Here is a 26,470-nt window from a genome sequence, read left to right as displayed (position 1 = left end):
TTCTAAATGAAAGAAATACTGGCTATAATCCGGCCGAATAAAATGACCAAGACCAAAGAGGTCTTGGAAACATTAGGATCCCCTGCAATGACTGCAATCAGAGTCATGGGGAGGGGTAAACAAAAGGCTATACTTAATGAGGTGTCTATGGCTACTAAAGAGCCTGAACTTCTCAAAGCAGAGGGAAACATGCGCTACATACCTAAAAGAATGATATCCGTAGTGGTGCCAGATGAAGATACTTCACTCATAGTTGAGGCCATCATGAAAATCAACCACACTGGACAGATAGGGGATGGAAAAATATTTGTTTGCCCAATAACTGATGCGTTCAGAGTAAGAACCAAAGAAAATGGAGATGCAGCAATATTTTAAATGAAATTTACTTTACTTGAAAGACTGTTCAATCCAAGAAGATTGTTCACTAAATAAAAAAATTCAAAAAGATTAAAAAAACTTGAATTAATTAAATAAAGAAAATAATTCCATAAAATAAAATTCAAATTAATATTAACATTTAAAAGAATATTTAAACGTAATAAAATATTTTAAATAAATTTTAAACTGAATTTAAGATAACAAATATAAAAATTAGGCTATTAATAATGGTTTGATTATATTAGGAGATTGAGAATGCCCTACAAACTTTTTGATGCGGATAAAGAAATACCGGAAAGGGAAAAACACGTTTACAAGAAGCACTGTTCTGATCCAGATGGGGAGATGCCTCATTGTAATACTAAAACAGTCCCTGGGTCCATGACAGAGCGTGGATGTGCATTTGCAGGTGCCAAAGGTGTTATAACTGGGGCACTGAAAGATGTGCTGCACGTTGTACATTCTCCTGTAGGATGTACAACCTACAGTGCAGGAACAAAAAGATATCCCACGAGCCCGGATCTACCCGATGGAACTAAATTTCCAATAGAAAATTTCAACCTGAAATATGTATGTGGTACAGACATCCAGGAATCTGACGTGGTTTTTGGTGGTATGAAAAGGTTAAAACGATCAATAATCGAGGCTTCAAAAGAATTTCCAGAAGCTAATGCCATATACACTTATGCTACATGTACCACCGGATTAATAGGTGATGATATGGATGCTGTTGCAAAAGAATTAACTGAGGAACTGGGAAAAGATGTTGTAGCATTCAACGCACCAGGATTTGCAGGACCAAGTCAGTCAAAAGGGCACCATATAGCAAACCATACCATATTTGATAGATTGGTCGGTACCAAAGAACCTCCAAACACCACACCTTATGATGTGGGATTGATAGGTGAGTACAACATAGATGGAGATTTGTGGGTACTTGAATCATATTTCAAGGAAATGGGAATACGTATCTTGAGCAGGTTCAGCGGAGATTCAACTCATGATGAGCTCTGCTGGATGCACAGGCCTAAATTGAATCTTGTAAGATGTCAGAGATCTGCGACGTATATTGCGGACCTTATAAAAGATAAATATGACGTTCCATATATTAAAGTGGATTTCTTCAGTACAGAGTACTGTGCAGAGAATCTTAGGACTATAGGGAAGTATTTTGGCCTTGAAAAAGAAGCTGAAAAAGTTATAGCTGATAGAATGGCAAAAGTAGGTCCTGAACTCGAGTTTTACAAGAAAAAACTCCAGGGCAAAAAAGTTTACATATTTTCTGGTGGTCCTAAAAGCTGGCACCTTGCAATTCCACTTGAAAACGAGCTTGGAATGGACGTGACTGCAGTGGCATCACAGTTCGAACACGAAGATGGATATGTTAAAATGAAAAAGAGAGTTGATGAGGGAGTTTTAATAGTTGACGACCCTAACTCTCTGGAATTCGAGGAGATGATTGAAGAGGATAAACCTGATTTGATACTTGCAGGTATTAAAGAGAAATACCTGGCCCATAAACTGGGAGTACCATCCATAATGATCCATTCATATGAAAATGGACCTTATATAGGATTTGAAGGATTCTTAAACCTTGCAAAGGATATGTACGCCAATATATACAACCCGGTCTGGAACCTGGTGGAATTTGAGGAGAACCCTGCAGGAGAGGAAGAATCAAAAATAGAATCAGGATCAATAGAAAAAGAAGACAACCAAGTGGAGGTGGCTAAATGAGTGGTATAAATGTTATAAAAAGAGAAAGAAATGTTATAATCAACCCACTTAAAACATGTCAACCTCTGGGAGCAATGTTTGCAGTTATGGGGGTGCACCATGGATTTCCATTAGTGCATGGGTCTCAGGGGTGTTCAACATTTGTAAGGTACAACTTTGCACGTCATTTCCGTGAACCTGCAGAAATAGCAGTTTCATCACTGCACGAAGATGCCGCAGTATTTGGAGGAAGAAAGAACATAAGTTCGGGTATAAAAAACCTTGCAGTAAGATTCAAACCTGATCTTATAGGTGCAATAACAACCTGTTCAAGTGAAATCATAGGAGACGATGTATTTGGATTTGTGGATACCACAAAAAAAGAGCTTAAAACCATGAGTGAGGACAACAAAGGCCTTGATAAAATAGAGGTAATCCCAATAGCCACTCCAAGTTTTGTTGGAAACCATTTTACAGGTTACGATGTGGGAGTTAAAGCCCTTGTGGATAACCTTGCAGAACCTGGTGAACCCACTGAAAAGGTAAACATTATCCCTGGAATAGTGAACCCTGGTGATATAAGGGAGATCAAACATATTCTGGAGCTCATGGGAATTGAGGGAACAATGTTAACAGATACCTCGGATCCATTTGATTCACCACTTCGACCTTCGGTAACACCAACAAGACCATACTTCCCAAAAGGAGGAACTACAGTAGATGAAATCCGTGATTCTGCAAATAGTCAAGGAACAATAGCTATGTGTAAATATGCAGGATCTGCAGCGACGTCACTTGAAAAACAGCACAATGTGCCTGCGATCATAGAAACACCACCGATAGGTCTGCAGAATACAGATCAGTTCCTAAGAAACCTGAAAAAACTTACAGATTGTAATATACCGGATAGTATCCTGGATGAAAGAGGAATGTTGGTAGATTTAATAGCTGACAATGCTTCAAGATATTTATTCGACAAAAAAGTGGCTATATTCGGAGATCCAGACATAACAACTGGACTGGCCAGGTTTGTTGGGGAGATTGGTATGGAACCTACTATGGTATGTACAGGTGCAAATAGTAACAGTTTCCCTGAGGACATGGAAAAGATCTCGAAAGAAACTGGAACTGATATAGATGTTCTGTTTGAGCAGGATATGAGGTCTTTTGAAGTTTACATTAAAGAAAACCCTGTTGATCTCATGATAGGAACTTCAGATGGAAGACTATTATCTCTTGATCAGGGCATCCCATTGATAAGAGCAGGATTCCCAGTTTACGATAGAATCGGGTACCATAGGCATCCGATAGTTGGATATAATGGTGCAATGCGTCTGATGGAACTTATAACTAACGCTGTACTTGAAAGATACTACGACCCAACCCATTGGAAGCTTCAGCAGTAAACTTAGAAAAATCTGGATATTACCCAAATATTAATTCAAAATATTGTTCAGATTGATCTTTTCTTTTTTCAGGATTAAATTTAACATTAAAATCTAACATTAAATTAAAACTTAAAATTAATTAACGGGCTTGAAAAACCAAATTCATACCAAATTCATGATTTAAAATTAAATTTAATAATTTAAAATAATTTAAAGGTAATTCAAATAAAAAAAGGATTTTTGGGAAATATAAAATAGTTTAAAGGAGAATTCGAGCAAAAAAGAGAATTTCTAGGAGAATATAGAATATGGAACCCATTATTGAAACATTTGAATCCCGAAAAAAACACATGTGTATCAAAGGGAGCGGTATATCCATCCCTGAATGTAACACTCCTGTTCTGCCTGGAACAGTGACACAGCGGACCTGTGTGTTTGGGGGTGCAAGAATAGTCTTGATGCCCATAACAGATTCAATCCATCTTGTGCACGGTCCAATAGGATGTGCTGCATGCACATGGGATATAAGGGGTAGTAAATCATCAAGAGGAGATCTATACAGAAAAGGTTGTTCAACAGATTTAACAGAGAAAGACATAATCTTTGGAGGTGAAAAAAAGCTTTTTGACACCGTAATTGAGTTAAATAAACTGTACAAACCTGGGGCAATATTTGTATATGCAACATGTGTTGCAGGAGTTATTGGAGATGACATAAAATCAGTGTGTAAACATGCAGAAGAATTAACTGGATGTAGAGTTATACCTGTCCAATCTGAGGGTTTTCAACATTATAACAAGACTAAAGGGCATTGGATTGGATGTGATGCTCTCATGGATTACGTCATTGGAACTGCAGAGCCTAAGACGCAAACACCCTACGACATAAACATAGTAGGGGAATTCAACGTTGCAGGTGATGTTTGGGGAGTAAAACCCCTGCTTGAAAAGATGGGTGTAAACATAATAAGCACCATAAGTGGTGATTCCGAGGTTGAAGAAATAGCGATGTCTCACAGGGCCAAACTAAACATAGTGCAGTGTCAAAAATCATCCAACTACCTTGCAGATAAGATGGAGAAAAAATATGGCATACCCTCAATTAAGGTTAATTTCTTCGGTATTGACAATACCTTAACGTCCCTCATGTTGATAGCAGAATTCTTCAACGACCCTGAAATGACAGAGAGAACCAAAAAAATCATAGAAAATGGAATAGAAGGTGTTGATGAGAAAATAAAAGAGTACAAGGAAAGATTATCCGGTAAAACTGTTGCACTTTACGTTGGTGGTAACAAGGCATGGTCCCTTATAAGGGCATTTGAAGAGCTTGGAATGGAAGTTATAATGACAGGTACCAAAAATGGAATGAAGGAAGATTATGAAAGGATCAAAGAAACTGTGAAGGAAGGAACCTTGATTGTGGACGATGCAAACTCCACAGAACTTGCAAGACTTCTTAAAAAGTACAGACCCAACTTGTTAATTTCCGGTGCAAAGGAGAAATACATTTCCATGAAACTGGGAGTACCATTTTGTGACTTCAACCATGACAGAATATCTGCATTTGCAGGTTTCAACGGATTTGTAGACTTTGCAAAAGCGGTGGATGCCGCAGTTTCAAGCCCTGTATGGGATTTAACATCCACCCGATTAAAGTCTACCAAATGGTCTAAATTTACCAAAATGAGGAGGAACTAACATGAGTGATGTTTACGTTAAAACTGATGGAGCACATCATCCATCCGAGAAACATTTTTCTGTTGTGAATCCGTCACGAATGTGCCAGCCAATGGGAGCAGTACAGGCACTTATGGGTGTGAAAAATTCAATAACACTCATCCACGGCTCCCAGGGATGCAGTACCTACATGCGGTTCCAGCTTACACGCCACTTAAGGGAACCTGTGGAAGTTGCTTCAACGGCCTTGAACGAGAAGACAGTGATTTATGGGGGAGAATACAACCTCATGAAAGCACTTAAAAACATAACAGAAAAACAGAAACCATCCATAATAGGGGTTGTGTCCAGCTGCCTCACAGAAACAATAGGTGACGACATGGCAGGTATCATCGAAAAATTCAAGGAGGCAAACCTTGGTAAACAACTGCCTGAGATCATTCCAATTTCAACACCAAGTTATGCAGGATCTCATATTGAGGGATATGATAAAGCCATAAAAGGGCTTGTAGAACACTTATCTTTAAACTCAACTCCCAACGGAAAGATCAACGTGGTTCCAGGACACATGTCCCCTGCAGACATTGGTGAAGTAAAAGACATCCTTAAAACAATGGAATGCGACAGCATAATACTGGCTGATACTTCAGAAAGCCTTGATGCTCCTTTATCAGAATCTGTTTTGGGTTTACCTAACTGTGGGACTACCATTGAGGAAATAGAAGATACAGCAAATTCTTCAGGAACAATAACACTTTCCAAACATGCAGATTCTGCAGGTAAATTCCTTGAAAAGAAATTTTCTATTAAATCAGTAGCAATTCCCACACCAATTGGGCTTCGGAATACTGACAGCTTCATAAATGCCATCTGTGACCTCACAGATCTTGAAATTCCAGCACAGATAGAAAGGGATCGTGGAAGACTCATGGATGCAATTGTAGATGCACATGCATACAATTACCACAGGAAGGTTGCAATATTCGGTGACCCTGACTTTGTGGTTGCAATGGCGTCTTTCGTTGCAGAGATGGGAATGTTACCGGTGGTTCTTTGTATAGGTATCAAAAGTGCGAAATTCATGGAAGATATCAAAACCATCCCTGAAGGTTTATCCGGATACGAAGGATTTTCACCCGTAATTCTTGAAGGTGCAGACCTTTACGACCTGGAAAAAGAACTGGAAACAACAAAGGTTGATCTTTTAATTGGAAATTCATATGGGGCTGAAATTGCTAAAAAAGAAGGAATACCTCTTTTCAGGATGGGATTCCCGGTTTTTGACAGAATGGGTGCTCAGAGAATATCCAGCATGGGTTACAATGGAAGCATAAAGACAGCTGATGCCTTAACAAATATGATACTTGATCATTATTATGATGAAGCGGGTTACGAGCTATAAATTAACTATAAACATCTGGCTGGGTTAGCTATAAACATCTGGCTGGGTTAGCTATAAACATCTGGCTGGGTTAGCTATAAACATCTGGCTGGGTTAGCTATAAACATCTGGCTGGGTTAGCTATAAACATCTGGCTTGGTAAAAGTTAAGGAGATGAAAAAGGAGGAAAGTTTGATGAAAGTTGCAGTGACATCAACCAATGGTAAAGATATAGATCTACATTTTGGTGATGCAAAAAGCTTTTTAATATTTGAAGTCAAGGATGGAAGTTCAGAATTCCTTGAAATAAGGGATAAGACAGATATTCCCCTTGAAAACCACACAGATCGATGGATAGAATCTCTAGAAATTCTTAAAGATTGTAGAGCAGTTATTTGCAGTAAGATTGGAAAAGAACCATCCATTGAGCTTCGTAAAAGTGGAATAAGACCAATACAACTTGATATGTCTGTTAAAGATGCTTTAAAAGAATGTTCAAATCACACAATTTAGGTGGGATAAAATTTGTTGTTAATTGATATAGCACTGGATCATGAACATTGTGAAGGTTCAAAATGTGGGGGATGTGCATACGTATGCCCCACCAATGTCTTTTCTATAAAAAAAGATAAAATATCCATAAATTCTCCACAGTACTGTAAATTGTGTTACAACTGTTTAGAAATATGTCCTAAGGCTGTTATAAACATAAAAACACATAATGCAATTCCAGCATACTATTAAAATGGTTTATATCACGTTATATAACCTTGTTTATCGAAAAATTAACCTATTATTATGTGGAATAAATTTAGCAGTGATCATGAAAAACATTGTTACAGCATGCACAAGGGACTGTCCTGGCGGATGCAGCATCATAGCCCGTATAAAAAAGGATAATAATGGGGAAAAAATTCTTAAACTAAGTGGAAACCCTGACCATGATACTACAGACGGATTTTTATGTCCAAACACATCCCGTTACCTTAAAGACGTATTTTACAGTCCAAAACGAGTTTTACACCCTCTTAAAAAAGAAGATGGGAACTGGAAAAAAATAAGTTGGGATGAAGCTTTGAATATTGCAGCTTCAAAGCTATCTGAAACAATAAAAAGATATGGGAGCTCTGCGATACTGTATTATCAAGGATTTGGCTCTAGAACTGCCCTCAAAATACTTAACCGCAGATTTTTCAACCTACTTGGAGGAGTTTCCACACTTCAAGGTACAATATGTGGCGGGATCGGGCAAGCCGGTCAGGACATGGATTTCGGAACCCGCATATCCCACGACCATCTGGACCATTTAAACAGTAAAGTGATAATTGTTTGGGGCAGAAATCCTGCAGTTACAGATGTTCACCTTTGGAAGATTTTAAGAAAAGCTCAAAGGAAAGGAGCAAAAATAGTCGTTGTAGATCCTGTAAAAACGAAAACAGCACGACATGCAGATCTTTTTATTCAGCCAAAGCCAGGTTCTGATGCATACCTTGCAATGGCAATTTCAAAACTTGTTTTAATGCACGATCTTGCTGATTGGGATTTTATAGAAAATAAAACCCAAAATTTTGATAAATATTTAAAAATACTCGAAAAAAATGATCTGGAATCATTATCATGTAAATGTGACGTTCCAGTAGAAAAAATTGAGAAATTAGCTCTTTTATATGCCTTGAATAATCCTTCAAGCATAGTAACAGGATGGGGTGTTCACAGATACAAGAACGGACATATTACCTTTCGCATGATGGATGCTCTTGCAGCATTAACAGGTAATCTGGGCATTTCAGGCGGCGGTGTGAGCCAAGGATTTGAAGAGTTCGGATTTTTTGATGATTCACATGCACTTGATGATCCTAAAATTGGTAGGAAATTTTTAATGCCCACAATTGGTGAGGCGATCCTCAAGGCCCATGATCCACCGGTAAAACTCATTTTTGTAACATCTGGAAATCCTGTAAATCTCAACCCAAACTCATTGAAGGTTAAAAAAGCTTTTGAAACTACGGATTATGTTATAATGGTGGATCATTTCCTTAACGACACGTCTGATGTTGCAGATCTATTTTTACCTGCAACAACCTTCCTTGAAGAGGAAGACCTTGTTGGAAGCTACGGCCACAACTGGGTGTCTCCAATAAATCCTGCTTCTCCACCAAGGGGTGAAGCAAGATCTGAACTTGAAATATTCCAGCTTTTAGCTGATAGATTAGGAATTAAAGATGGAATGGATGGTACTCCAAAGGGATGGCTCCAAAAACTGGCACTTCCAATCCTGAAACAGGGAATAAGTTTTGAAGATCTTAAAGAAGGTCCTATGAAACTCGTACCTGCCTATGAAATTCCTTATGCAGATGGAAAATTTGGTACGACCTCAGGATACTTTGAATTTATCCAGAACTTTGATGAAAATGAATACAACCCGTTAAAAGAACACATTCACTGTGATGATTTTAAGAAGAACCATCGTGATGCTTACAGAACGCATTGTTTTGATGATGATGATGATGATGATCTCCTGAGACTCCTTGCAGTGGGGCCTGAAAGATGGATAAATTCTGTTGTTCCTGAAAGTGAAATGATAGAAGGCTTTCTTGAGATAAAGGTTTCAGGTGAACTACTAGCCCATAAAGGGATGTTCGATGGTGAAACTGCAGTTCTCAGATCAAAGGCTGGAAAACTTAAGGTTAAGGTTAAAGAAAGTGAGGACGTACGCCCAGATTTTGTACTAACCTACAGAGGAGGATGGATGAAGTACGGCAAGAACGTAAATGTTTTAACCGATGATTCTGTTAGCACTGCAGGAAATGGTACCCCCTACCATGAAACATGGGTGAAACTTGAAAAATTAGAAAAAGTAGATGGCTCTGATTTTAAATAAGAAATTAGTTTTTTTAAAACAAATTAGTTTTTTTAAATATATTCTGTAAAGTTCAATTAAGTCCAATCTTAATCACTTTCAAGTACTAAAAACCCTTAAAAACCTAAATTGGAAGTTTTTATTTAAATTTTAGAAAAATAAGAAAAAATAATTTAAATTGAAATTTTTGGATTTATTAAAAAGAAATTTGGGATTTATCTCTCTCTTTCTCCAGCAATAAACTCTTCAACCATAGATTGAGCCACATCATCTGTGAATTGCTCTGGGGGATGTTTCATAGTGTAAGCGGAGATCGATGTTAACTGTCCACCTATGCCTCTTTCGAGGGCCACTTTACAGCATCTCACAGCATCTATAACACACCCTGCTGAGTTTGGTGAGTCTTCGACGCTTAATCGTAACTCAATGTTCATAGGAACGTCGCCGAAAGTTTTTCCCTCCATCCTTAAAAAGCATAGTTTGTTATCCTTCTGCCAAGCCACGTAATCTGAGGGTCCGATATGAATGTTATCAGGTTCAAGCCTTTCTGCTAGAACGGACTGAACAGCCTCTGTTTTGGACTTTTTTTTAGAATCTAGTCTGTCACGGTTGAGCATGTTCAGGAAATCTGTGTTTCCACCGGTGTTGAGCTGGTAGGTTCTATCGAGTTTAACTCCACGTTCACGGAATAGGTTTGCAAGGGTTCGGTGGGTGATGGTTGCACCTATCTGTGCTTTTATATCGTCTCCAACAATAGGTATTCCCTTTGCTTCGAACTTGGAAGCCCATTCTGGGTTGCTCACTATGAATACTGGCATGTTATTTATGAATGCAATGCCTGCTTTGAGTGCACACCGAGCATAAAATTTAGTGGCTTCTTCTGAACCAACTGGAAGGTAGTTCAGGAGTATTTCAGCCCCGCTTTCTTTTAATACCTTAACTATCCCGTCTTCGTTGTTTTCTTCTTCATCTGAGATAACAAATGTGTTATTGTCATCATATTTTGCCATGTGTTGTGCTACACCGTCAAGCACGTGACCCATAGTCACTTTAACGTCCATTTTTGGGATTTCATCGCAGAATACCTGGGTGCAGTTGGGTTTTGCGAATATTGCTTCACTTACATCATTGCCAACCTTTCTTTCATCAATATCAAAGGCGGCTACTACCTCAATATCTGATGGGGTATAACCCCCAATATCCCAGTGCATAAGACCGATGGCTTCTTCAGGACTCTTGTCCTTGTAATAATGTATCCCCTGTATTAACGAGCTTGCACAATTACCAATACCAATTATCGCTATCTTTATCTTCTCCAATTAAAACACCTTCTAAAACACCGTTTCAAAACGTTAATTGTGCCACATAAATGTTATTTCAAAATTAACATTATAATTCTATTTGTCATAAGCTTAATTCAATTCTCTTAAAAGTAAAGTTTGATTATTGTACTATTAAAGGTTTCGATCAACTTCTATTAACTTCTTTGAACCGGTTAAACTATTAATCTGAGGGGTAAATGCATTATTTTTTTAATTTATTTTTTTTTAAAAAATGATGTTTCTCATCACTGTGTGGGTGAGTTTCAATGGATCTATTTTGTAACTGTTTGAAAGCTCATTACTCCCAATGTACCTGCTGCTGTGAGCATGGCACTCCACAAAATAATTCCCAGGGCCATCCATATGATTAAATTATTTTTACGAGCTCCCAGAGCAATTCCAATGGCAGTACCCAGTGGTGCGCCAAAAAGGAGTGGTGATAACAATCCCAAACCTACAGTACCATATTTATTCCATACCTCATAGATACTCCCTTTTCTAATGTTGTTACCTTCGCCGTACCGTTTTTTTATAATCCATTTCCTTATACTTTCTCCAAAGGTTGCGACAACAAAAACTGCAAACACAGATCCTAAAGCAGATACAGCAACAATTAAAAATGGATTAAGGCCAAATGCCAGCCCTAAGGGAATAGAAAGCCATAGTTCAATCACTGATGATATGAAAACAGTTGTAATGCTGATTATTATATCCATGATTCACCTTAATTTATTATTAGACATTTTTATTTAAAAAATTAAATTAGTATACTACAAATTAGCATATTACATATTAATAGAATTAACTTAGTAAGTTGAGCAGATAAAAAAATAGTAAGAAACCCAAACCAGATCAAAATCACAGTCCCCGGTTATTTTTTATTTTCCAGATTTCCAATTCTTTTTTCAGTCAATTTGAAGTATATCAGGTCCTTATGGAAGTTTTCATCCCGTCTTACTTGGAAGTTTTCAGTCTGTGGATGTTTATTGTGAAGTTTATATTATTGCTATGGATAGGTACACGAATAACCACCATAAAATAACCAATAGAGCCATGGTTTTAAGTGGCAGCTTTCCAAATTCCATTTTGGAGAGTTTGGATCCAGTGTACCAGCTCAAAATTATTATGATAATCAAAAGCAGGGTATTGAGGATTCCAACTATGTTTAAAGGGTCTTTGTACATCACGTACAACCATACGAATGCTGTTATCACAATTCCTAACCACATAACTGGTTTAATGACTTCATTGACTTTAACTGTGAGTTGTGTGATCTCATCTGACTTTCTGGATTTTAGGAGCATTGCAAATAGCATCATTATGGATCCCAATGCCAAAATTATTCCTAAAAATTCAAAAAACAGTGTTGAAACGGGTTTTCCAAAAAATTGCTCTTTAAGTAAGGGTATTGTAACAATTGCTTTTAAAGACTCGTCTAAAGGGAATGATTCTATGTCTCCAATGGCAATGGCATATTTTCCCTGGTTTGGTGCGTTGAATACCTTTATGTAGTAGGTACCGGCGGGGAGGTTGGTTGTGGCTTCAGGTCCCTTGAGGTAGTTGTCCCCACCAAATTCTTCGAAGTAAGGCTGCCAATTGGCGTTTGTCCCGTTAACCATTAATATATTATTCCCAGTTGAATCCAGAACTTCAGCCGATACAAAGCTCCCGCTGATGCCCGGGCTGGCTGGTATCAGGAGGTTAAGATAGAGTTTAAATGTTTTATCAGAACTTATTTTGTAGTAATCCGGATTTCCATTGAGTTGAGAGTAGAAAGCCTGTGATATTTCGGGATTCTGGACGATTATAGGGTTTTGGTAGGAGACATTCGCACCAGTTTCCAATCTGGGCTGATGGGCGCTTACCATTGAAATAGATGCCAATAAAAAGACAAAAATTGCAAGTAATCCTAAATTGTGGACCTTTGTACTCTTTATCATAAAGTTAAATTATGTTATTACAAACATAATAATTTTTTTCTTCTGTAGAATGAATTTGAGGATTAACAGTGGACTTAATATATACGGTTAACGGAAGTAACAACTAAACTATTTATTAAACCGGTCTTGGATAAATATATAATTAGATCATGCACAATGATTATAAAAGGATAAAATCAGTATAAGGTTTATAAGAGGATAAATAATGGATGAAAATGAAGAGAAAGCTTGCGAAATTTATCAAGACCTCAAAAAAGATTATGATGGTGTTGAAAAGGTTTTAATGGAAAAAGAAGATACATTCTGTATTTATGCAGATGATGACACCCTCTGGAAGATATTTGAGGATATTGAAAAGGGAGTTAAAAGCATTGAATTTAATGCAGGTGCCAATGAAGCACATTATCTGAGGGTTATACCCTAAAAGCACATTATCTAAGGGATAATTTCTAGAATCATATTATCTATTGATTAAACTTTAATTGGGTCTTGTATCTGCATTTACTGTTGCATTTATTGAAGATATTTTTGTTTCATATGCCGGGATAGTCTAGTCTGGGAAGGCGCAGGATTCGAAATCCTGTTGAGCATTGCTCATCCTGGGTTCAAATCCCAGTCCCGGCGTTAATTATTTTTTAATGTTCATGAACATATTTTTCTTATAAAATATTACAGGATCAACCATTTTACCTGAACTTCAGATATTTAAATAATTTTATTTTTGTACCCTAAAATTTTCTATTTGCTTTAATTTAAGTGCTTTAAATTTATTTATAATTCTTTAAGTTGTATTTTACAGTAATTTTGGCAGTATAGTCAGTTAATTATGCTTTACACAAACTATTTAACCTTATACGGATTTTTTGAAAACCATTGTTCCTTAATAGGGTAATAAAAAAAAATTGGGCAAGATTTGGGCAATAAAATATATATGACTATAAACAAAATTGTGATTAAATTTATCCAAATTTGGAATAAAGGGAGTGTTGATAAATGAAAGCTAGCGAGTTCATAGGAATGAAGGTCATAACTAAAGACGCAAGAGACTTAGGCAAAGTGGCTGAACTTTCTATAAAATTAAAAAATGGTTTAGTTGATATGATATTTATGGTTGACACTATTTTTATTTCTACAGGTTCTACTTTAAGTAAAAAGTACCTAGCAGTGGCTGAAGACGATGTAATGGTGGTGGGAGATTACGTTCAATTAAATGTGGACTCTGAAGAGATTGATAAAAGGGTTAAACTTGATAAAATTGAGGATTTAAGCCCAAAAGGATCCCACTTCAAGGATTTTGTAGGAAAAGTTGTACTTACAAAGGACGGTATCGAGGTTGGTAAAATAAGTGACATGGTTCTGGATCCCAATGGATTTTTAGTTCCAAACGTGATTGTAGCTACTGGAAAAACCTTCAACAAAAAAAGGTTAATAATTTCTGAAGATGATATTGACCGTGTTGGAGATTATATCTTACTACAACTTGAAAAAGGGGATATAGATCAAAGAATAGTGGACTAAAACCTATTTAATTATTTGATTTCTCTTTTTTAGTTCTTTTTATTTAATATACATTTTAGTTTAATAAAAATTTCAGTTCAAAATAAGATTCCATTTTAATTAAAAAAATATCTTAACTTAATTTTCTATCCTATTTAACAGATTGTTTCTTAATCATGTTTTAAAAAAGGATATTTTGTCAGGACTTTGTTTTAAAAAAATTAAAGATCAGTTAATTTTTAGAAAATCAACTAATCTTCAAGGTTTTAATTATGGTGTTATATGCTTCTTCTGTCTGATTCATTGCGTATGGTGGGCATATATATGCTATTGTGTAATAATAATTGTTGTTTTCAATTGTAGTTACTTTTTTTGCAATATTCTGACCATAACTCCCCATCTGGGTGGCAGTAATATTTCCTATTTCCACTGAAGCTATAGATGAGTTTGTTGTGTTCATGAAAATCGAATTGGAGTTAGGTAAATTTACTACGCCCTCTGATTTCTGTTGCATCTGAATGGTGATGTAAGCTGGTTGTTCCTGGCTTGTGTTATCTTTGAAATTTGCAGTGAATGTTACCTCGGAGTAGAGCGATTCGTTGCTGAAGTTTCCAACAATATGATCTTGATTCCAAGTATTTGGATATTCAAAGTGAAGGTTTCCTGTTTGGAAGGTGCTGTTTCCTGATAAAGAAATTGCAGTCACGATTAAAATCAGTATTACTAATATTGCTATTACGGGCAGAACGTAACGATCTAGATCCATCTTATCACCATTTTTTTAGTATGTACTTAAGTAGATACCTCTTTTTATCTAAAGTTTGGTATTTATACTTATTAAGCCAATCTTTTTGTCATCTGTAGACTTTTCAGCGGAACTTAACTCAATGTTTATTAATAATTTACTCACTTAGTTATATAAATTGAGTAATAAAAAAACATATCTGAAAATGCACAACCCTCAGAAAGAAAAAGGCGAACTTTAACAACCACTCCATTGAACAAAAAAATAAATGCAAAAATAAGCAACAGATTGGAAAAAAATAATACAAAATAATAAAGGTCAAATATCATATAAAAAAAATATTTGAGGGTTAGAATGAACAAAACAACTAAAATACTTATTTTTGGATTTTTGTTGTGGCTTGTACCATTTCTGGTTTCAGTAGTAATATACCCACTAAAAACATCTGAAAATCCACTTTTTGAGTCTATAATGCCTGTTGTCATAACTTTAACTGTTGTCTTAATTTCAATCAAGTATTTCACAAATTTAAGCACTGATTTTTTAAGAGAAGGAATTTTAACAGGTATGGTATGGTTTTTAATCAACATAATACTCGACCTATCCCTTTTTATGTGGGGGCCGATGCAAATGAGCTTTGAAAACTACATGATGGACATAGGCCTCACATATCTTATTATACCTACAGTTACGATTGGATTTGGGTATATAATTCAAAACCATTAGAGAGACCATTTTTCTAGGATAAATCGTGTGAAAGAATAATTATTCAAAAATAGATGTAACTAAATTAAAATAACAATCTGAGGATTAAAAATGGAATATGAAGAAGTTATAACCCGGTTAAAAGATTTATCACAAAATAAATCTGCAGAACAGATGGCAAGATTTGGAATTACGCCAAAAAAAGCTTATGGAGTTAAAATACCTGATTTAAGGATATTTGCAAAGGAGATAGGCAAAGATCATCAGTTGGCAGCAAGTTTATGGGAATCGGATATTCGAGAGACCAGGATACTTGCCTGCATGATCGACGAACCCAAAATGGTTACAGAAGAACAGATGGAGCAGTGGGCCATGGATTTTGATTACTGGGAACTCTGCGATCAATGTTGTATGAACCTATTTGAGAAAATGCCCATTGCATACCTGAAGGCAGTGGAATGGAGTTTCAGGGATGAAGAATTTGTTAAAAGGGCCGGCTTTGCACTGATGGCCAGACTTGCAGTGAGCGATAAAAATGCCGAAGATACGAAATTTGAGGAATTTTTTCCCCACATAATAAGGGAATCAACTGATGGGAGAAATTACGTTAAAAAAGCTGTTAACTGGGCTTTAAGACAAATAGGAAAAAGAAATATTGCACTGAATGAAAAGGCCCTTGAAGTTTCAAAGGAAATCCATAAAATAGACTCAAAAAGTGCTAAATGGATAGCGTCTGATGCTTTGAGGGAGCTTGAAAGTGAAGCTGTTCAAAAAAGAATTAAAATAAGAAATCCCAAAAAAAGAGTTAGAAATTGATAAAAAGTGAAGCACTTTTTTTTAGATGTTCAGTAGATATAAACTGTAGTTTAGATAGGAAGCTATGCTAACCCAGATTATGTAAGGTACGAGCAAAATTCCTGCAGGTTTTGATATAATGTAGAATGCTATGATGTTTGCAAGTATAGCGATCCACAGTATTAGTATTACAATAAAACCGCCCAGAATCGAGTGGAAACTGAAAAATACAATCGACCATAGCAAGTTCAGCACTAACTGCACTGCGAAGATCAAAATGGCGAACCTTACATCTCTCCTTTCCAGCCCCCGGCGCCATACCAGATAAAGAGCTATTCCCATCAATATGAACAGTGTAGTCCATATGGGTGCAAAAACCCAGTTCGGAGGTGCCCATAAAGGTTTCACCAGTGTTGCGTACCATGTTGGTATTTGGGAGGTTGTTGCAATGGATCCTAAAAATCCAATAATTAATGGAATTAATAAAGCAACAACAAGTTTTGGAATTTCATTTAGTTTAAAACTTTGTTCCAATTTCATCCTCCTCTTAACTTTTTACCTTCTTTAACCTCTTAATTTACCTTCTTTAAATTTACTAGTTGTTTATTTACTTTTTTTATTCGTTTAACAAATTTTTACTTTTTTTAAAGTTCATTGATTTTTAATGCCTACGATGTTCTCAACGTCCACCAGCTTCCACACGAATGATTTTTCTTCCTTCAATATGGATTCGGGAGGTTCTTCTGGAGAATGGCCAAGTGCGGCCATGATGCTTCTTGAAAGGTGTTTACTTTTGATGAGATCCACAAACCGTTTCTTAACGTCTTTTTTTTCAGATGGGTCTTTAACTTCACTGATGCGTCCTTGAAGGGTTACAAAGCGAAATTCTGAAAGATCATCTGCGTATTTTTCTATCTCTATTGCAACTTTGGGATTTTTCCTGAACAACTGGATCTTCTTACCGTATTTGGTTGAGAGAAAATAAAGAGATTTACCATTGAAAACATACATGAAAGGGGCTATATATGGATATTCACCTTTAAAAGCAATTCTACTGATGTACTGTTCATTTATTAATTCATCGTATTCCATTTTATTCATAATTGGAATTTTCAGGATGTCCATACTCTCACCAACAAAAATTAAAACTCACATTTATTAATATTTTCTAACTTGTTAATATAAATAACAGCCAGTAGATTTTGTCAAGGATTAACCATTTTTTTGGGTCAGGAAACTTAGCTATTCTTGTCCAACCGTGGCTTTTGATGCTAAAACTTCAGCCACAGTTGTCTATGAAATAACTTAGTTAATTCTTGGTCACAGGACTAGGGGAATGCTATGTTGGAATAACCAAGAAATCGAACTTAGTTCTTGGTCACAGGATAACCCGCTTTTTTCCAGGCTTTCATGCTGCCCAGAACATTGGTAGCATTTTCATAACCATTCATTTTCAGTAGAGATGCTGCAATACTCGCCTTGTATCCGGCATCACAGTACACAACCACATGCTTATTACGGGGCACTTCTTCAAGATGATCCTTTAAAAGTCCAACATATACGTTATGAGATCCTTCTATATGTCCCTCTATCCAATCTTTTTCTTTTCTCACGTCCAGAAGGAATAGGGATTCATCTTTTGGTTCTTCTTCTAATTTTTTCTTTAGATCGTGCACAGACCAGGTCCTTAAAGTCTCCACAGCCCCAGCACCCTTGAACCAAACAGGAAAACCGCCTGAAAGGTGTCCGTATATATTATCGTATCCCAAACGGATGAGGAATCTATTTATTTCATCCATGAAGTTGTTTTTATTTTCCACTACGATGATTGGCTGCTCATAGTTCAGAAACCAACCTGCAAATGCTGGAAGGCCTTCTCTCCAAATGTTAAGTGTACCTGGTATGTGTCCGCCTGCAAAGTCAGTGGGGTTACGGACATCCACAATCTGGGCATCATTTTCAAGGAACCATTTGACTTCATCCATACTCAGAGGTTTAAGGTAAGGAAGTTTACACAGTAATTTAGGACCTTTCACGTTGTTATTTTCCATTTTCCTGAAATAAGGTGGAGTGTAAAGTTTTTCATTTATTTTATACTCAACGAAATCTTTCCTACTTTTTTTAAGCATTGAATTCGTTTTTTTCTCATATCCTACTGTTGTAAATTCCTGTTCACGTATGTCTGCACCACAAACCGAGCCTGAACCGTGGGCGGGACATACAATGACCTCATCACCCAGGGGTAATATTTTCTGGAAGATGCTTTCGTAGAGGTTTTTAGCCATTTTTGGAATTTCTTCCTCACCGTAAAGATCACACCTTCCAACTTCACCTGTAAAAAGGGTGTCACCTGTAAATACCATGTAAATATCCTTTGAAACTTCTATATCCTTTAATTTTATGGATATGCTATCATCAGTATGGCCCGGTGTTTCAAAAACTTCTAAAATTAGACTTCCAATCTTGGATTTATCTCCATTCTTTGCAGGAGTACCATAAGCAAAATTAAGTTTATTACTGTGATGTATTTCTGCTCCAACAATTTCTGAAAGTTCTAATGATCCTATGGTGTAATCCTCATTTCTATGGGTTTCAAATATGTGTTCTATCTTTAAATTGTTCTTTTCTGCAAGTTTAAGATATATATCGCAGTCTCTTCGAGGATCAATAACTGCGGCTGCCCCTTTAGAACCTATAAAATAGGATTTATGGGCGATTCCTGCGGATTTTACAATTTCAAATATCACACTTCAACCTCCATATTATTGGAAATATGTGTATAATGATGATATTCAAATTATACTAAATTTATAACCTTTAGCAGTATTTTTAAGCTGAAAATATCCTATAAAATTATTCCATTTCCTATAAAATTCTTAATTTGTTATAAGATTAATTTATCTGAAGTTATTAATATATTTCAATATCTGTTTTCAAATATTTTTGTATTAAAATCGATATAAAAATCGATATGTATTATTAGTAAAAGGGGAAAGATATTTAAAAAATACTTAAAATCACGAAAGGTGCGATCATGAGGTGCGATCATGGATTATATCATAGAAACGGATAATATAACTAAAAAATTTGATGATTTCACTGCGGTGAATGGTATAAACCTTAAAGTTAAAAGGGACAGTATCTATGGAGTTCTGGGACCTAATGGGGCGGGAAAAACCACTTTGATATCTATGTTGTGTACTATCCTACGTCCAACATCGGGAACAGCACTGGTAAATGGCTATGACATAGTGAAAAATGCCAATGAGGTTCGAAAGTCAATTGGAATAGTATTCCAGGCCAGGGCTCTTGATGACATTTTGACAGGTCGTGAACACCTTGAAATGCATGCTGCGCTCTATGGTGTGCCTCGTGATGTACGAAAAGACCGTATTGATGAGATACTTGACTTGACACAGCTTCAGGACAAGGCCGATGAAGTGATAAAAACCTACTCTGGAGGTATGAAAAGAAGGCTTGAAATTGGCCGGGGACTAATACATTACCCTAAAGTACTTTTTTTAGACGAACCAACCCTGGGACTTGACCCTCAGACAAGGGAAAGTATCTGGGAGTACCTGCAAAACCTCAACAAGAAGGAGGATGTTACAGTTCTTTTAACCACCCATTACTTGGACGAGGCAGATAAACTCTGCGATAAAATATCCATAATAGACAAGGGTGAAATAATAAAATCTGACACCCCAAAGAACCTGAAAAAAGAGCTTAAAGCAGATATAATAACTATCAAAGTTGATGATGAGGAAAGGTTCGCATCGTTGGTGTCAAAGCTTGACTTTGTCAGAGACATCCACACCCTAAATGGTGAGATCAAACTTGTGGTGGAAAGTGGTGAGAACCTGGTGCCAACTATTGTTAATTTCGCAAGCGAAAATGGAATATTTGTGAATTCAATAGAACTCGAACACCCCAAACTTGAGGATGTTTTTATACACTACACAGGAAAACCCATCACTCAAGGTGAAAAGAAGAAGGGTAAAGGTGGAAATAAATCTAAAAAAGGTGGAAGACTTAATATAATGGGCAGGAGGCGGTAGTGATGGGTGAATTGGAAGGAATATACACCATATGGCGTAGGGAAAATACAAGATTCCTAAGGTACAAATCTAGACTTATTACCTCCTTTGTAACACCTCTACTATGGCTACTGATATTTGGAACAGGTCTGGGCTCAGCAATGAGATTTGGAGGAATTGCGGGGGGTTACCAGACTTTCATATTCCCTGGAATAATAGGGATGACCATACTTTTCACCTCACTTTTTTCGGGGATATCTGTGATAGTGGATAGACAGTACGGGTTCCTGAAGGAGATGTTCGTGGCCCCTATATCTCGTTCTTCTATTGTACTGGGTAAAGCGCTTGGTGCAAGTACAACTGCCATGATCCAGGGTACAATAATCCTCTTTCTGGCATTCATGCTCAACATCCACCTTACGGTGGTAGGGTTCCTGGCTGCCATGTTGATCATGATCATAATGTCACTGGGGCTTGTGGGAATAGGGCTATTTATATCTGCATTTATGGAAAGTATGGAAGGATTCAACCTTATTATGAACTTCGTTGTGCTTCCAATGTTCTTCTTGAGCGGTGCGTTGTTTCCAATAACCAGTCTACCTGAATGGCTCAAGATAGCTGTCTATTTGGATCCATTAACCTACGGTGTGGATGCACTTCGCTATGCAATACTGAATACATCGACGATACCTTTCTTCGTTGATATCAGTGTCATACTGGTCTTTGCAGCCATTATGGTTTTCGCATCTGCATATGCATTCACAAAAAGAGAACAGGGGTTAATGTAAGGTTTGGTTCGTAAAATGATCATCCAAATTTTAACCCTTATTTCAATTTTTATTTTTAAGATCAATCCGAGGGCTACGTCCATGGAAAATGGTACACTGCAGATGGTATAAGCCCCGAAACATATTTGGGGTTATAAATAACTGGAACACAAGAGCTACGATTATATATGGTAGTTCTGCAGAATTAAGTTTCTAATTTTCCTGTTTTTTCGTTTTTAAAATTATGTATTTTTTGAACCTTTTTATGAGTTTTTTTAACTGGTAAATTGAAGTTTATAATAGGATTTGTTTAGTGAGGGGAGAGTAACTTTATGTTTATCAGATAAGAAACAATGAAATGGTTCCTTAGTATATTAGAATTCTTTAAAATTACTGGGCAATGGGGGTTTTTTTTAAAAGAACAAACTTGGGATGTACGGCACTGTGATAAGGATATTTTTTGGTTTGAAGAGGACTTAAATACAAAAAATAAGCATTGGAATGTCTTTTTTTAAAAAATAAGTTAATATACAAGGATTATTTAATCAGGGATTATAATTGATGTTTAAAACCTATCCATGGGTTTTATTTTCCCAAAATAGCTTCTAATAAAAGTTAATTACTAAAAATAAGAAATTAGAAGAAGGAAAGCATAGTTGATGTTTACAAATAGATTTAAGGATGCTTTAAAACTAAAAAAGAGCTTTAATTGGGTTTTATTTTAATTTTTAATCAAAATTTTTATATGTTACATTTTTAATAATTATAGTTGTCAAAAAACCCCTCAAAATTATTAATCTGGAAAATACAATTTTTTAATTTTTTCGGTTTAATTTTTTATTAAGGGGGGTCCTGGAAACGGGGGCGATATAATTAATAGAAATTTTTTGTTGGCTATGCTGCTACTTTTAGCACTTAGTGTAAACTGCACATATGCCAACGTGGATAGTAACGACACAGTAGCAAACTTAACAAACACAACTGCAATCCAGGTACTGACAGATAACAGTACTTTAAACGGTACAAATACTTCAAATAACACACCCACAACCAGTAACAATTCAGTTAGCAATGGAACTTCAGATGGCATCATAAAAACAAATGCAACAAACGCGGGAAACACCACCAGTGCAAATACAAAAAATACTACCAGTACAAACACAGGAAACATCACCAATACAGTTACAAACCAAGTTAATAATGAAAATTCAGTGAATTCAGCTGCGGCAGCTGGAGAGATCGATTACAGTAATGTGCATGGGATATGGGTAGCTACAGGGGATGCATTAAGTTTAAATGTTAATGAACTTTTAAATGCAAACATCACTGACGTATTTGTGAAATCGAATATTTATTCAACTCCCACATATCAAACCGTTTTATCTAGTGTGTTAGCTCAGCTTAACGGCACAGGAATAGGGGTTCATGCTTGGATCACTTGTTTTAAGGATGCCAGTGGAAACTGGATTGATCCTCAATCATCTACAGGACAGTCTCATGAGGCAGAGGTGATCGCTGCTATTGAAAACATCGTTAAAAACTACGATGTTGCAGGGATACATCTTGACTACATTAGATATAGTGGCGTAGAGAGTAAGAATCAAGCAGCTTACCAAAACAATGAAACCGCTGCAACGAATGCTGTGACTTCTTTTGTTGAGAGGGTTTATAGTGCTGTGAAGGCTATAAAACAAGATGTGGCTGTTTCTGCGGCTGTTATGCCTGAAGGATCTGTGAATGCTAAGTATTATGGGCAGGATTACAGTGCGCTTGCGCAGTATCTTGATTTCATGGTTGCAATGGTCTATAAAGGGAACTACAATGCGACTAGTGCTTGGGTAGGTACAACCACTGCTTATATTGTAGCTCATGCAAATGGAACGCCTGTTGTGACGGGTCTTCAAACCTACAAAAACGACACTGATACTACGCCTTTATCAGCCAGTGAGCTTATAAATGACACACAAGTTGCCATTGGTAATGGTTCATCAGGTTATGCTTTGTTCAGATACGGGCTGATTGATGAGAACTTTTATAATGAGGTTGCCAAGCTAACGGTGACAGCAGTAGATCCTGTCAACAACGCTGTGAGCATTGCAGTGGATAAAGTAATCACAGTCACATTCAGCAAACCCATACAAAATGGTACCGGTTGGATAGAGCTTGTAACTAGTAGTGGCACGGTTATGCCTAGTAGTTGGTCTATCAGTGGTAGTACATTGACAGTGACGCCCAGCAGTGTTTTAAGTTATGGGGTTAAGTATCTTCTGCTTATTCATACGGGTAGTGTGACGGATCTGGCTGGTAACAATATTGCTGGTTATGTGTCTCGTTTCACCACCAGCACGGATAGTACTGCACCTACAGTGAAAACTGTGGATCCTGCAAACAACGCAGTGAACGTTGCAGCTGATAAGGTGATTAATGTCACATTCAGTGAAGCAATTAAAGCAGGTACTGGCTGGATAGAACTTGTAACTAGTAATGGTACAAGCGTACCAAGTACCTGGTCTACCAATGGCAATGTATTGACTGTAACAGCTAGCAATACCCTAAGTAAAGGAGTTAAGTATCTTCTGCTTATTCACACGGGTAGTGTGACTGATCTAGCAGGCAACAAAGTTGCAGGATATGTGTCCCGCTTCACTGCTGACACTGCTGCACCTACAGTGAAAGCTGTATATTCTGTGAACAACGCAGTGGATACTGTAATCAATGTCACTTTCAGTGAAACAATCAAAGCAGGTACTGGCTGGATAGAACTTGTAACTAGTGATGGTACAGTTGTACCTAGTACTTGGTCTACCAATGGCAATGTATTGACTGTAACAGCTAGCAATACCCTAAGTAAAGGAGTTAAGTATCTTTTACTTATCCATACAGGTAGTGTGACTGATCTAGCTGGTAATAATGTAGCAGGTTATGTGTCTCACTTCACTGTTGACACTGTTTCACCTACAGTGAAAACTGTGGATCCTACAAACAACGCAGTGAACGTTGCTGTAAATAAAGTGATTAAAGTCACTTTCAGTGAAACAATCAAAGCAGGTACTGGCTGGATCGAGCTTCAAAACAGTAATGGAACGCTGATACCTATAACATGGTCTGTAAGTGGTAATGTGTTGACTGTAGCGCCAAATAGTACCCTCAGTAGTGGGGTTAAGTATCTTCTGCTTATTCACACGGGTAGTGTGACGGATTTAGCAGGGAACAATGTAGCAGGTTACGTATCCAGATTCACAACAGTTAGCCAATCAACCTCAACAATACCAGCAGCTTTACTTCCTTATCTTCAAGAGACTAAGAATTGTCAGTCTACTAATGCTCAGATAATAGCGTTGTCTAAGTCTATTATTGCTAATGCTGGTGCAACTACTACGTATGCTAAGGCAATGGCAATATTCAACTGGGTGAGGAATAACATTGATTATTCCTTCTACTACAACACTAAATATGGTGCAGTTGGAACGTTGAATGCTAAAACAGGAAACTGTGTTGACACAACCCATTTATTGATAGCGCTTGAAAGGGCTGCAGGCATTCCAGCACGTTACGTGCATGGTTACTGTAAGTTTTCAAGTGGTAGTTGGTATGGTCATGTGTGGGCGCAGATATATGTCGATGGAAAATGGTACGCAGCAGATGCTATAAGCTACAGAAACACATTTGGAGTTATAAATAACTGGAACACAGCAACAGCAAAGATATATGGTACATACGCAACATTGTCCTTCTGAGTTTCCCCTTTTTTATTTTTTTTTTAATTCGCTTTAAGATTCAACTGCCAAATTTTTCAACCACTTCTTTAAGACTTTTTATTATGGAAACTCCCTGAGGGCATTGTTTTTCACATTCACCACATTCTGTGCAGTTAATGGCTCTTTCCGATTCTTTTAAGATGCCATAATAATGAGACCTGGCTCCGGATGGATCATCGAACATGTAAAAATGATTCAGTTGATTTAAAACATGAGGTATGTCCACGCCTGAGGGGCAGGGCATGCAGTAACCGCAGCCTGTGCATCCAACCTTAATTCTTTGTCTGTACTCGTACTTTGCCTCTCTTATAAGGTCCTTTTCATCAAAGGTTAAAGAGTTAGGATGTCCTTCATCTGCAATTTTAATGTTTTCTACGACTTGCTCTATGCTGGACATCCCACTGAGTACCACATCAATTTGAGGGTCATCCCAGAGGTATCTGAAAGCCCATTCAACAGGTGTTCTTTTTATTTCTGCCATATCCCAGATGGATTGAACTTCAAGAGGTACGTTATTGGCAAGAACACCGCCTTTGAGAGGTTCCATCACCACCACCCCTAATCCCTGATCTGAAGCATATCTGAGACCGTCTATCCCTGCCTGATAGTTTTTGTCCATGTAATTGTACTGGAGCTGGCAGACATCCCAATTGTAAGCGCTGATAATTTCAGGTAAAACCTCAAAATCGTCATGAAAAGAAAAACCAGTATATTTTATCTTCTCGTCTGCAATGGCAGCATCTAAAAAGTCAGTTACCCCTAAATTCTCAAGTTTAGGCCAGTAAGTCCTGTTTAGGGTATGTAAAAGGTAAAAATCTATTTTATCTGTTTGAAGTCTGTCCAACTGTTGATTTAAATAAAATTCAAAGTCTTTCTTGTCTTCTATAATCCAGCTTGGCAGTTTTGTTGCAAGGGTTACCTTTTCTCTGTAACCTCCCTTGAGTGCTTCCCCAAGAAAGACTTCGCTCATCCCACCTTCAGAAAGTGAATTACCATGGTAAGGATAGGCTGTATCAATATAATTCACGCCATTATCAATGGCATAGTGAATCATGGAAGTGGCTAATTTATTATCAATTTTATCTGGTTTATCATCCAAAACTGGAAGTCGCATACATCCAAAACCTAGTATTGAAACTTCTTCCTTTGTTGATCCCAATTTTCTGTATAACATGTACTCATCACCCCAACAGGTTTTAGAAGCAAATTTACTTCTCATAAAAATTTGATTATAAAGTTATTTTAATAAACTGTGTAAATTCTGTTTAATTATATATTAAGTTCTTAGATATTCCTTTTTTAATCTTAGTTCTAATTCATTTGTTTCGTTAATTAACTTTGAATGGAGAGAATGGAAAATCGAAATATAAATTATAGTTTTAATATGAATACAAGATGTTTGTGAAGTTTATCCTCAAAATTTTAATAGAAATAGGAATTTATAATAATCAACATATTCTTGTTAAATATTATTGAAAATTGGCCATTATTTAAGCTTATTT

At 36.8% G+C, this 26,470-nt stretch carries 23 protein-coding genes and 1 tRNA gene; 16 read left to right on the top strand and 8 right to left on the bottom strand.

The window, feature by feature from the left end; all coding sequences use genetic code 11:
• Positions 1-6: 6 nt before the first annotated feature.
• From MSWAN_RS09950 to MSWAN_RS09915, 8 genes are all read left to right on the top strand, one after another.
• The gene (locus tag MSWAN_RS09950) at positions 7-375 is read left to right on the top strand and encodes a P-II family nitrogen regulator (protein ID WP_013826520.1); all 369 of its coding nucleotides are present in this window, start codon (positions 7-9) and stop codon (positions 373-375) included.
• Positions 376-633: 258 nt separating this feature from the next.
• Positions 634-2,115, top strand: a complete 1,482-nt coding sequence (locus MSWAN_RS09945; protein WP_013826519.1) for a nitrogenase subunit alpha — start codon at positions 634-636, stop codon at positions 2,113-2,115.
• Complete coding sequence (locus MSWAN_RS09940; RefSeq protein WP_013826518.1) at positions 2,112-3,500, top strand: nitrogenase component 1; 1,389 nt, start codon at positions 2,112-2,114, stop codon at positions 3,498-3,500. Before MSWAN_RS09945 ends, MSWAN_RS09940 begins: the two co-directional genes overlap by 4 nt.
• Positions 3,501-3,790: 290 nt before the next feature.
• Positions 3,791-5,182 (top strand): nitrogenase iron-molybdenum cofactor biosynthesis protein NifE, encoded by a 1,392-nt coding sequence (gene nifE / locus MSWAN_RS09935; RefSeq protein WP_013826517.1) that lies wholly within the window; start codon positions 3,791-3,793, stop codon positions 5,180-5,182.
• A 1-nt stretch (position 5,183) separates the two neighbouring features.
• Positions 5,184-6,563, top strand: a complete 1,380-nt coding sequence (locus MSWAN_RS09930) for a nitrogenase component 1 (RefSeq protein ID WP_013826516.1) — start codon at positions 5,184-5,186, stop codon at positions 6,561-6,563.
• 174 nt (positions 6,564-6,737) lie between these two features.
• On the top strand, positions 6,738-7,055 hold the full coding sequence (locus MSWAN_RS09925; RefSeq protein ID WP_013826515.1) for a NifB/NifX family molybdenum-iron cluster-binding protein: 318 nt from the start codon (positions 6,738-6,740) through the stop codon (positions 7,053-7,055).
• Positions 7,056-7,067: 12 nt separating this feature from the next.
• Positions 7,068-7,286 (top strand): 4Fe-4S dicluster domain-containing protein, encoded by a 219-nt coding sequence (locus MSWAN_RS09920; RefSeq protein WP_013826514.1) that lies wholly within the window; start codon positions 7,068-7,070, stop codon positions 7,284-7,286.
• Between the two features lie 79 nt (positions 7,287-7,365).
• A complete protein-coding gene (locus MSWAN_RS09915) occupies positions 7,366-9,423 on the top strand; it encodes a molybdopterin-dependent oxidoreductase (RefSeq protein ID WP_048188086.1) in 2,058 nt (685 codons plus the stop codon).
• Positions 9,424-9,617: 194 nt separating this feature from the next.
• Here the strand turns inward: MSWAN_RS09915 and MSWAN_RS09910 are convergent, their stop codons facing one another.
• The 3 genes from MSWAN_RS09910 to MSWAN_RS09900 all read right to left on the bottom strand — a co-directional run bounded on the left by MSWAN_RS09910 (position 9,618) and on the right by MSWAN_RS09900 (position 12,664).
• Positions 9,618-10,721 carry an inositol-3-phosphate synthase gene (locus MSWAN_RS09910; RefSeq protein ID WP_013826512.1) on the bottom strand — a complete coding sequence of 368 codons (1,104 nt, stop codon included), beginning with the start codon at positions 10,719-10,721 and terminating at the stop codon, positions 9,618-9,620.
• Between the two features lie 275 nt (positions 10,722-10,996).
• Entirely contained in the window at positions 10,997-11,440 is a 444-nt protein-coding gene (locus MSWAN_RS09905) for a small multi-drug export protein (RefSeq protein WP_013826511.1), read from the bottom strand.
• A gap of 279 nt (positions 11,441-11,719) precedes the next feature.
• Positions 11,720-12,664 (bottom strand): hypothetical protein, encoded by a 945-nt coding sequence (locus tag MSWAN_RS09900; protein WP_013826510.1) that lies wholly within the window; start codon positions 12,662-12,664, stop codon positions 11,720-11,722.
• A gap of 205 nt (positions 12,665-12,869) precedes the next feature.
• Here MSWAN_RS09900 and MSWAN_RS09895 point away from each other — a divergent pair, with 205 nt between their 5' ends.
• The 3 genes from MSWAN_RS09895 (at position 12,870) to MSWAN_RS09885 (ending at position 14,182) form a co-directional block, all read left to right on the top strand.
• Positions 12,870-13,088: a hypothetical protein gene (locus MSWAN_RS09895; RefSeq protein WP_013826509.1), complete on the top strand. Its 219-nt coding sequence runs from the start codon at positions 12,870-12,872 to the stop codon at positions 13,086-13,088.
• Between the two features lie 115 nt (positions 13,089-13,203).
• Positions 13,204-13,288 (top strand) — tRNA-Ser (locus MSWAN_RS09890).
• A 369-nt stretch (positions 13,289-13,657) separates the two neighbouring features.
• Positions 13,658-14,182: a PRC-barrel domain-containing protein gene (locus MSWAN_RS09885; RefSeq protein WP_013826508.1), complete on the top strand. Its 525-nt coding sequence runs from the start codon at positions 13,658-13,660 to the stop codon at positions 14,180-14,182.
• Positions 14,183-14,408: 226 nt separating this feature from the next.
• Here the strand turns inward: MSWAN_RS09885 and MSWAN_RS09880 are convergent, their stop codons facing one another.
• On the bottom strand, positions 14,409-14,927 hold the full coding sequence (locus MSWAN_RS09880; RefSeq protein WP_013826507.1) for a hypothetical protein: 519 nt from the start codon (positions 14,925-14,927) through the stop codon (positions 14,409-14,411).
• Between the two features lie 333 nt (positions 14,928-15,260).
• Between MSWAN_RS09880 and MSWAN_RS12540 the strand changes: the two genes are divergently transcribed.
• Both MSWAN_RS12540 and MSWAN_RS09870 read left to right on the top strand, forming a co-directional pair.
• Positions 15,261-15,632 (top strand): hypothetical protein, encoded by a 372-nt coding sequence (locus MSWAN_RS12540; RefSeq protein ID WP_013826506.1) that lies wholly within the window; start codon positions 15,261-15,263, stop codon positions 15,630-15,632.
• Between the two features lie 90 nt (positions 15,633-15,722).
• Positions 15,723-16,427, top strand: a complete 705-nt coding sequence (locus MSWAN_RS09870; RefSeq protein WP_013826505.1) for a DNA alkylation repair protein — start codon at positions 15,723-15,725, stop codon at positions 16,425-16,427.
• A 21-nt stretch (positions 16,428-16,448) separates the two neighbouring features.
• Here MSWAN_RS09870 and MSWAN_RS12535 read toward each other — a convergent pair whose 3' ends face one another.
• The 3 genes from MSWAN_RS12535 to MSWAN_RS09855 all read right to left on the bottom strand — a co-directional run bounded on the left by MSWAN_RS12535 (position 16,449) and on the right by MSWAN_RS09855 (position 19,153).
• Positions 16,449-16,946: a TspO/MBR family protein gene (locus MSWAN_RS12535; protein ID WP_144011579.1), complete on the bottom strand. Its 498-nt coding sequence runs from the start codon at positions 16,944-16,946 to the stop codon at positions 16,449-16,451.
• A 111-nt stretch (positions 16,947-17,057) separates the two neighbouring features.
• The gene (locus MSWAN_RS09860) at positions 17,058-17,531 is read right to left on the bottom strand and encodes a pyridoxamine 5'-phosphate oxidase family protein (RefSeq protein WP_013826503.1); all 474 of its coding nucleotides are present in this window, start codon (positions 17,529-17,531) and stop codon (positions 17,058-17,060) included.
• Positions 17,532-17,773: 242 nt separating this feature from the next.
• Entirely contained in the window at positions 17,774-19,153 is a 1,380-nt protein-coding gene (locus MSWAN_RS09855; RefSeq protein WP_013826502.1) for an MBL fold metallo-hydrolase, read from the bottom strand.
• Positions 19,154-19,453: 300 nt separating this feature from the next.
• On the opposite strand from MSWAN_RS09855, the gene MSWAN_RS09850 reads away from it, so the two are divergent.
• The 3 genes from MSWAN_RS09850 (at position 19,454) to MSWAN_RS12365 (ending at position 24,947) form a co-directional block, all read left to right on the top strand.
• Positions 19,454-20,464: an ATP-binding cassette domain-containing protein gene (locus MSWAN_RS09850; protein ID WP_013826501.1), complete on the top strand. Its 1,011-nt coding sequence runs from the start codon at positions 19,454-19,456 to the stop codon at positions 20,462-20,464.
• A 2-nt stretch (positions 20,465-20,466) separates the two neighbouring features.
• Positions 20,467-21,231, top strand: a complete 765-nt coding sequence (locus MSWAN_RS09845; protein WP_013826500.1) for an ABC transporter permease — start codon at positions 20,467-20,469, stop codon at positions 21,229-21,231.
• A gap of 875 nt (positions 21,232-22,106) precedes the next feature.
• Positions 22,107-24,947 carry an Ig-like domain-containing protein gene (locus MSWAN_RS12365; RefSeq protein WP_013826499.1) on the top strand — a complete coding sequence of 947 codons (2,841 nt, stop codon included), beginning with the start codon at positions 22,107-22,109 and terminating at the stop codon, positions 24,945-24,947.
• A 40-nt stretch (positions 24,948-24,987) separates the two neighbouring features.
• Here the strand turns inward: MSWAN_RS12365 and MSWAN_RS09835 are convergent, their stop codons facing one another.
• Positions 24,988-26,142, bottom strand: a complete 1,155-nt coding sequence (locus MSWAN_RS09835; RefSeq protein ID WP_048188080.1) for an aldo/keto reductase — start codon at positions 26,140-26,142, stop codon at positions 24,988-24,990.
• Positions 26,143-26,470 lie beyond the last annotated feature (328 nt).

The organism is Methanobacterium paludis, assembly GCF_000214725.1.
GTDB classification, from domain to species: domain Archaea; phylum Methanobacteriota; class Methanobacteria; order Methanobacteriales; family Methanobacteriaceae; genus Methanobacterium_C; species Methanobacterium_C paludis.
This window is presented reverse-complemented; position numbering and strand designations above follow the sequence as displayed.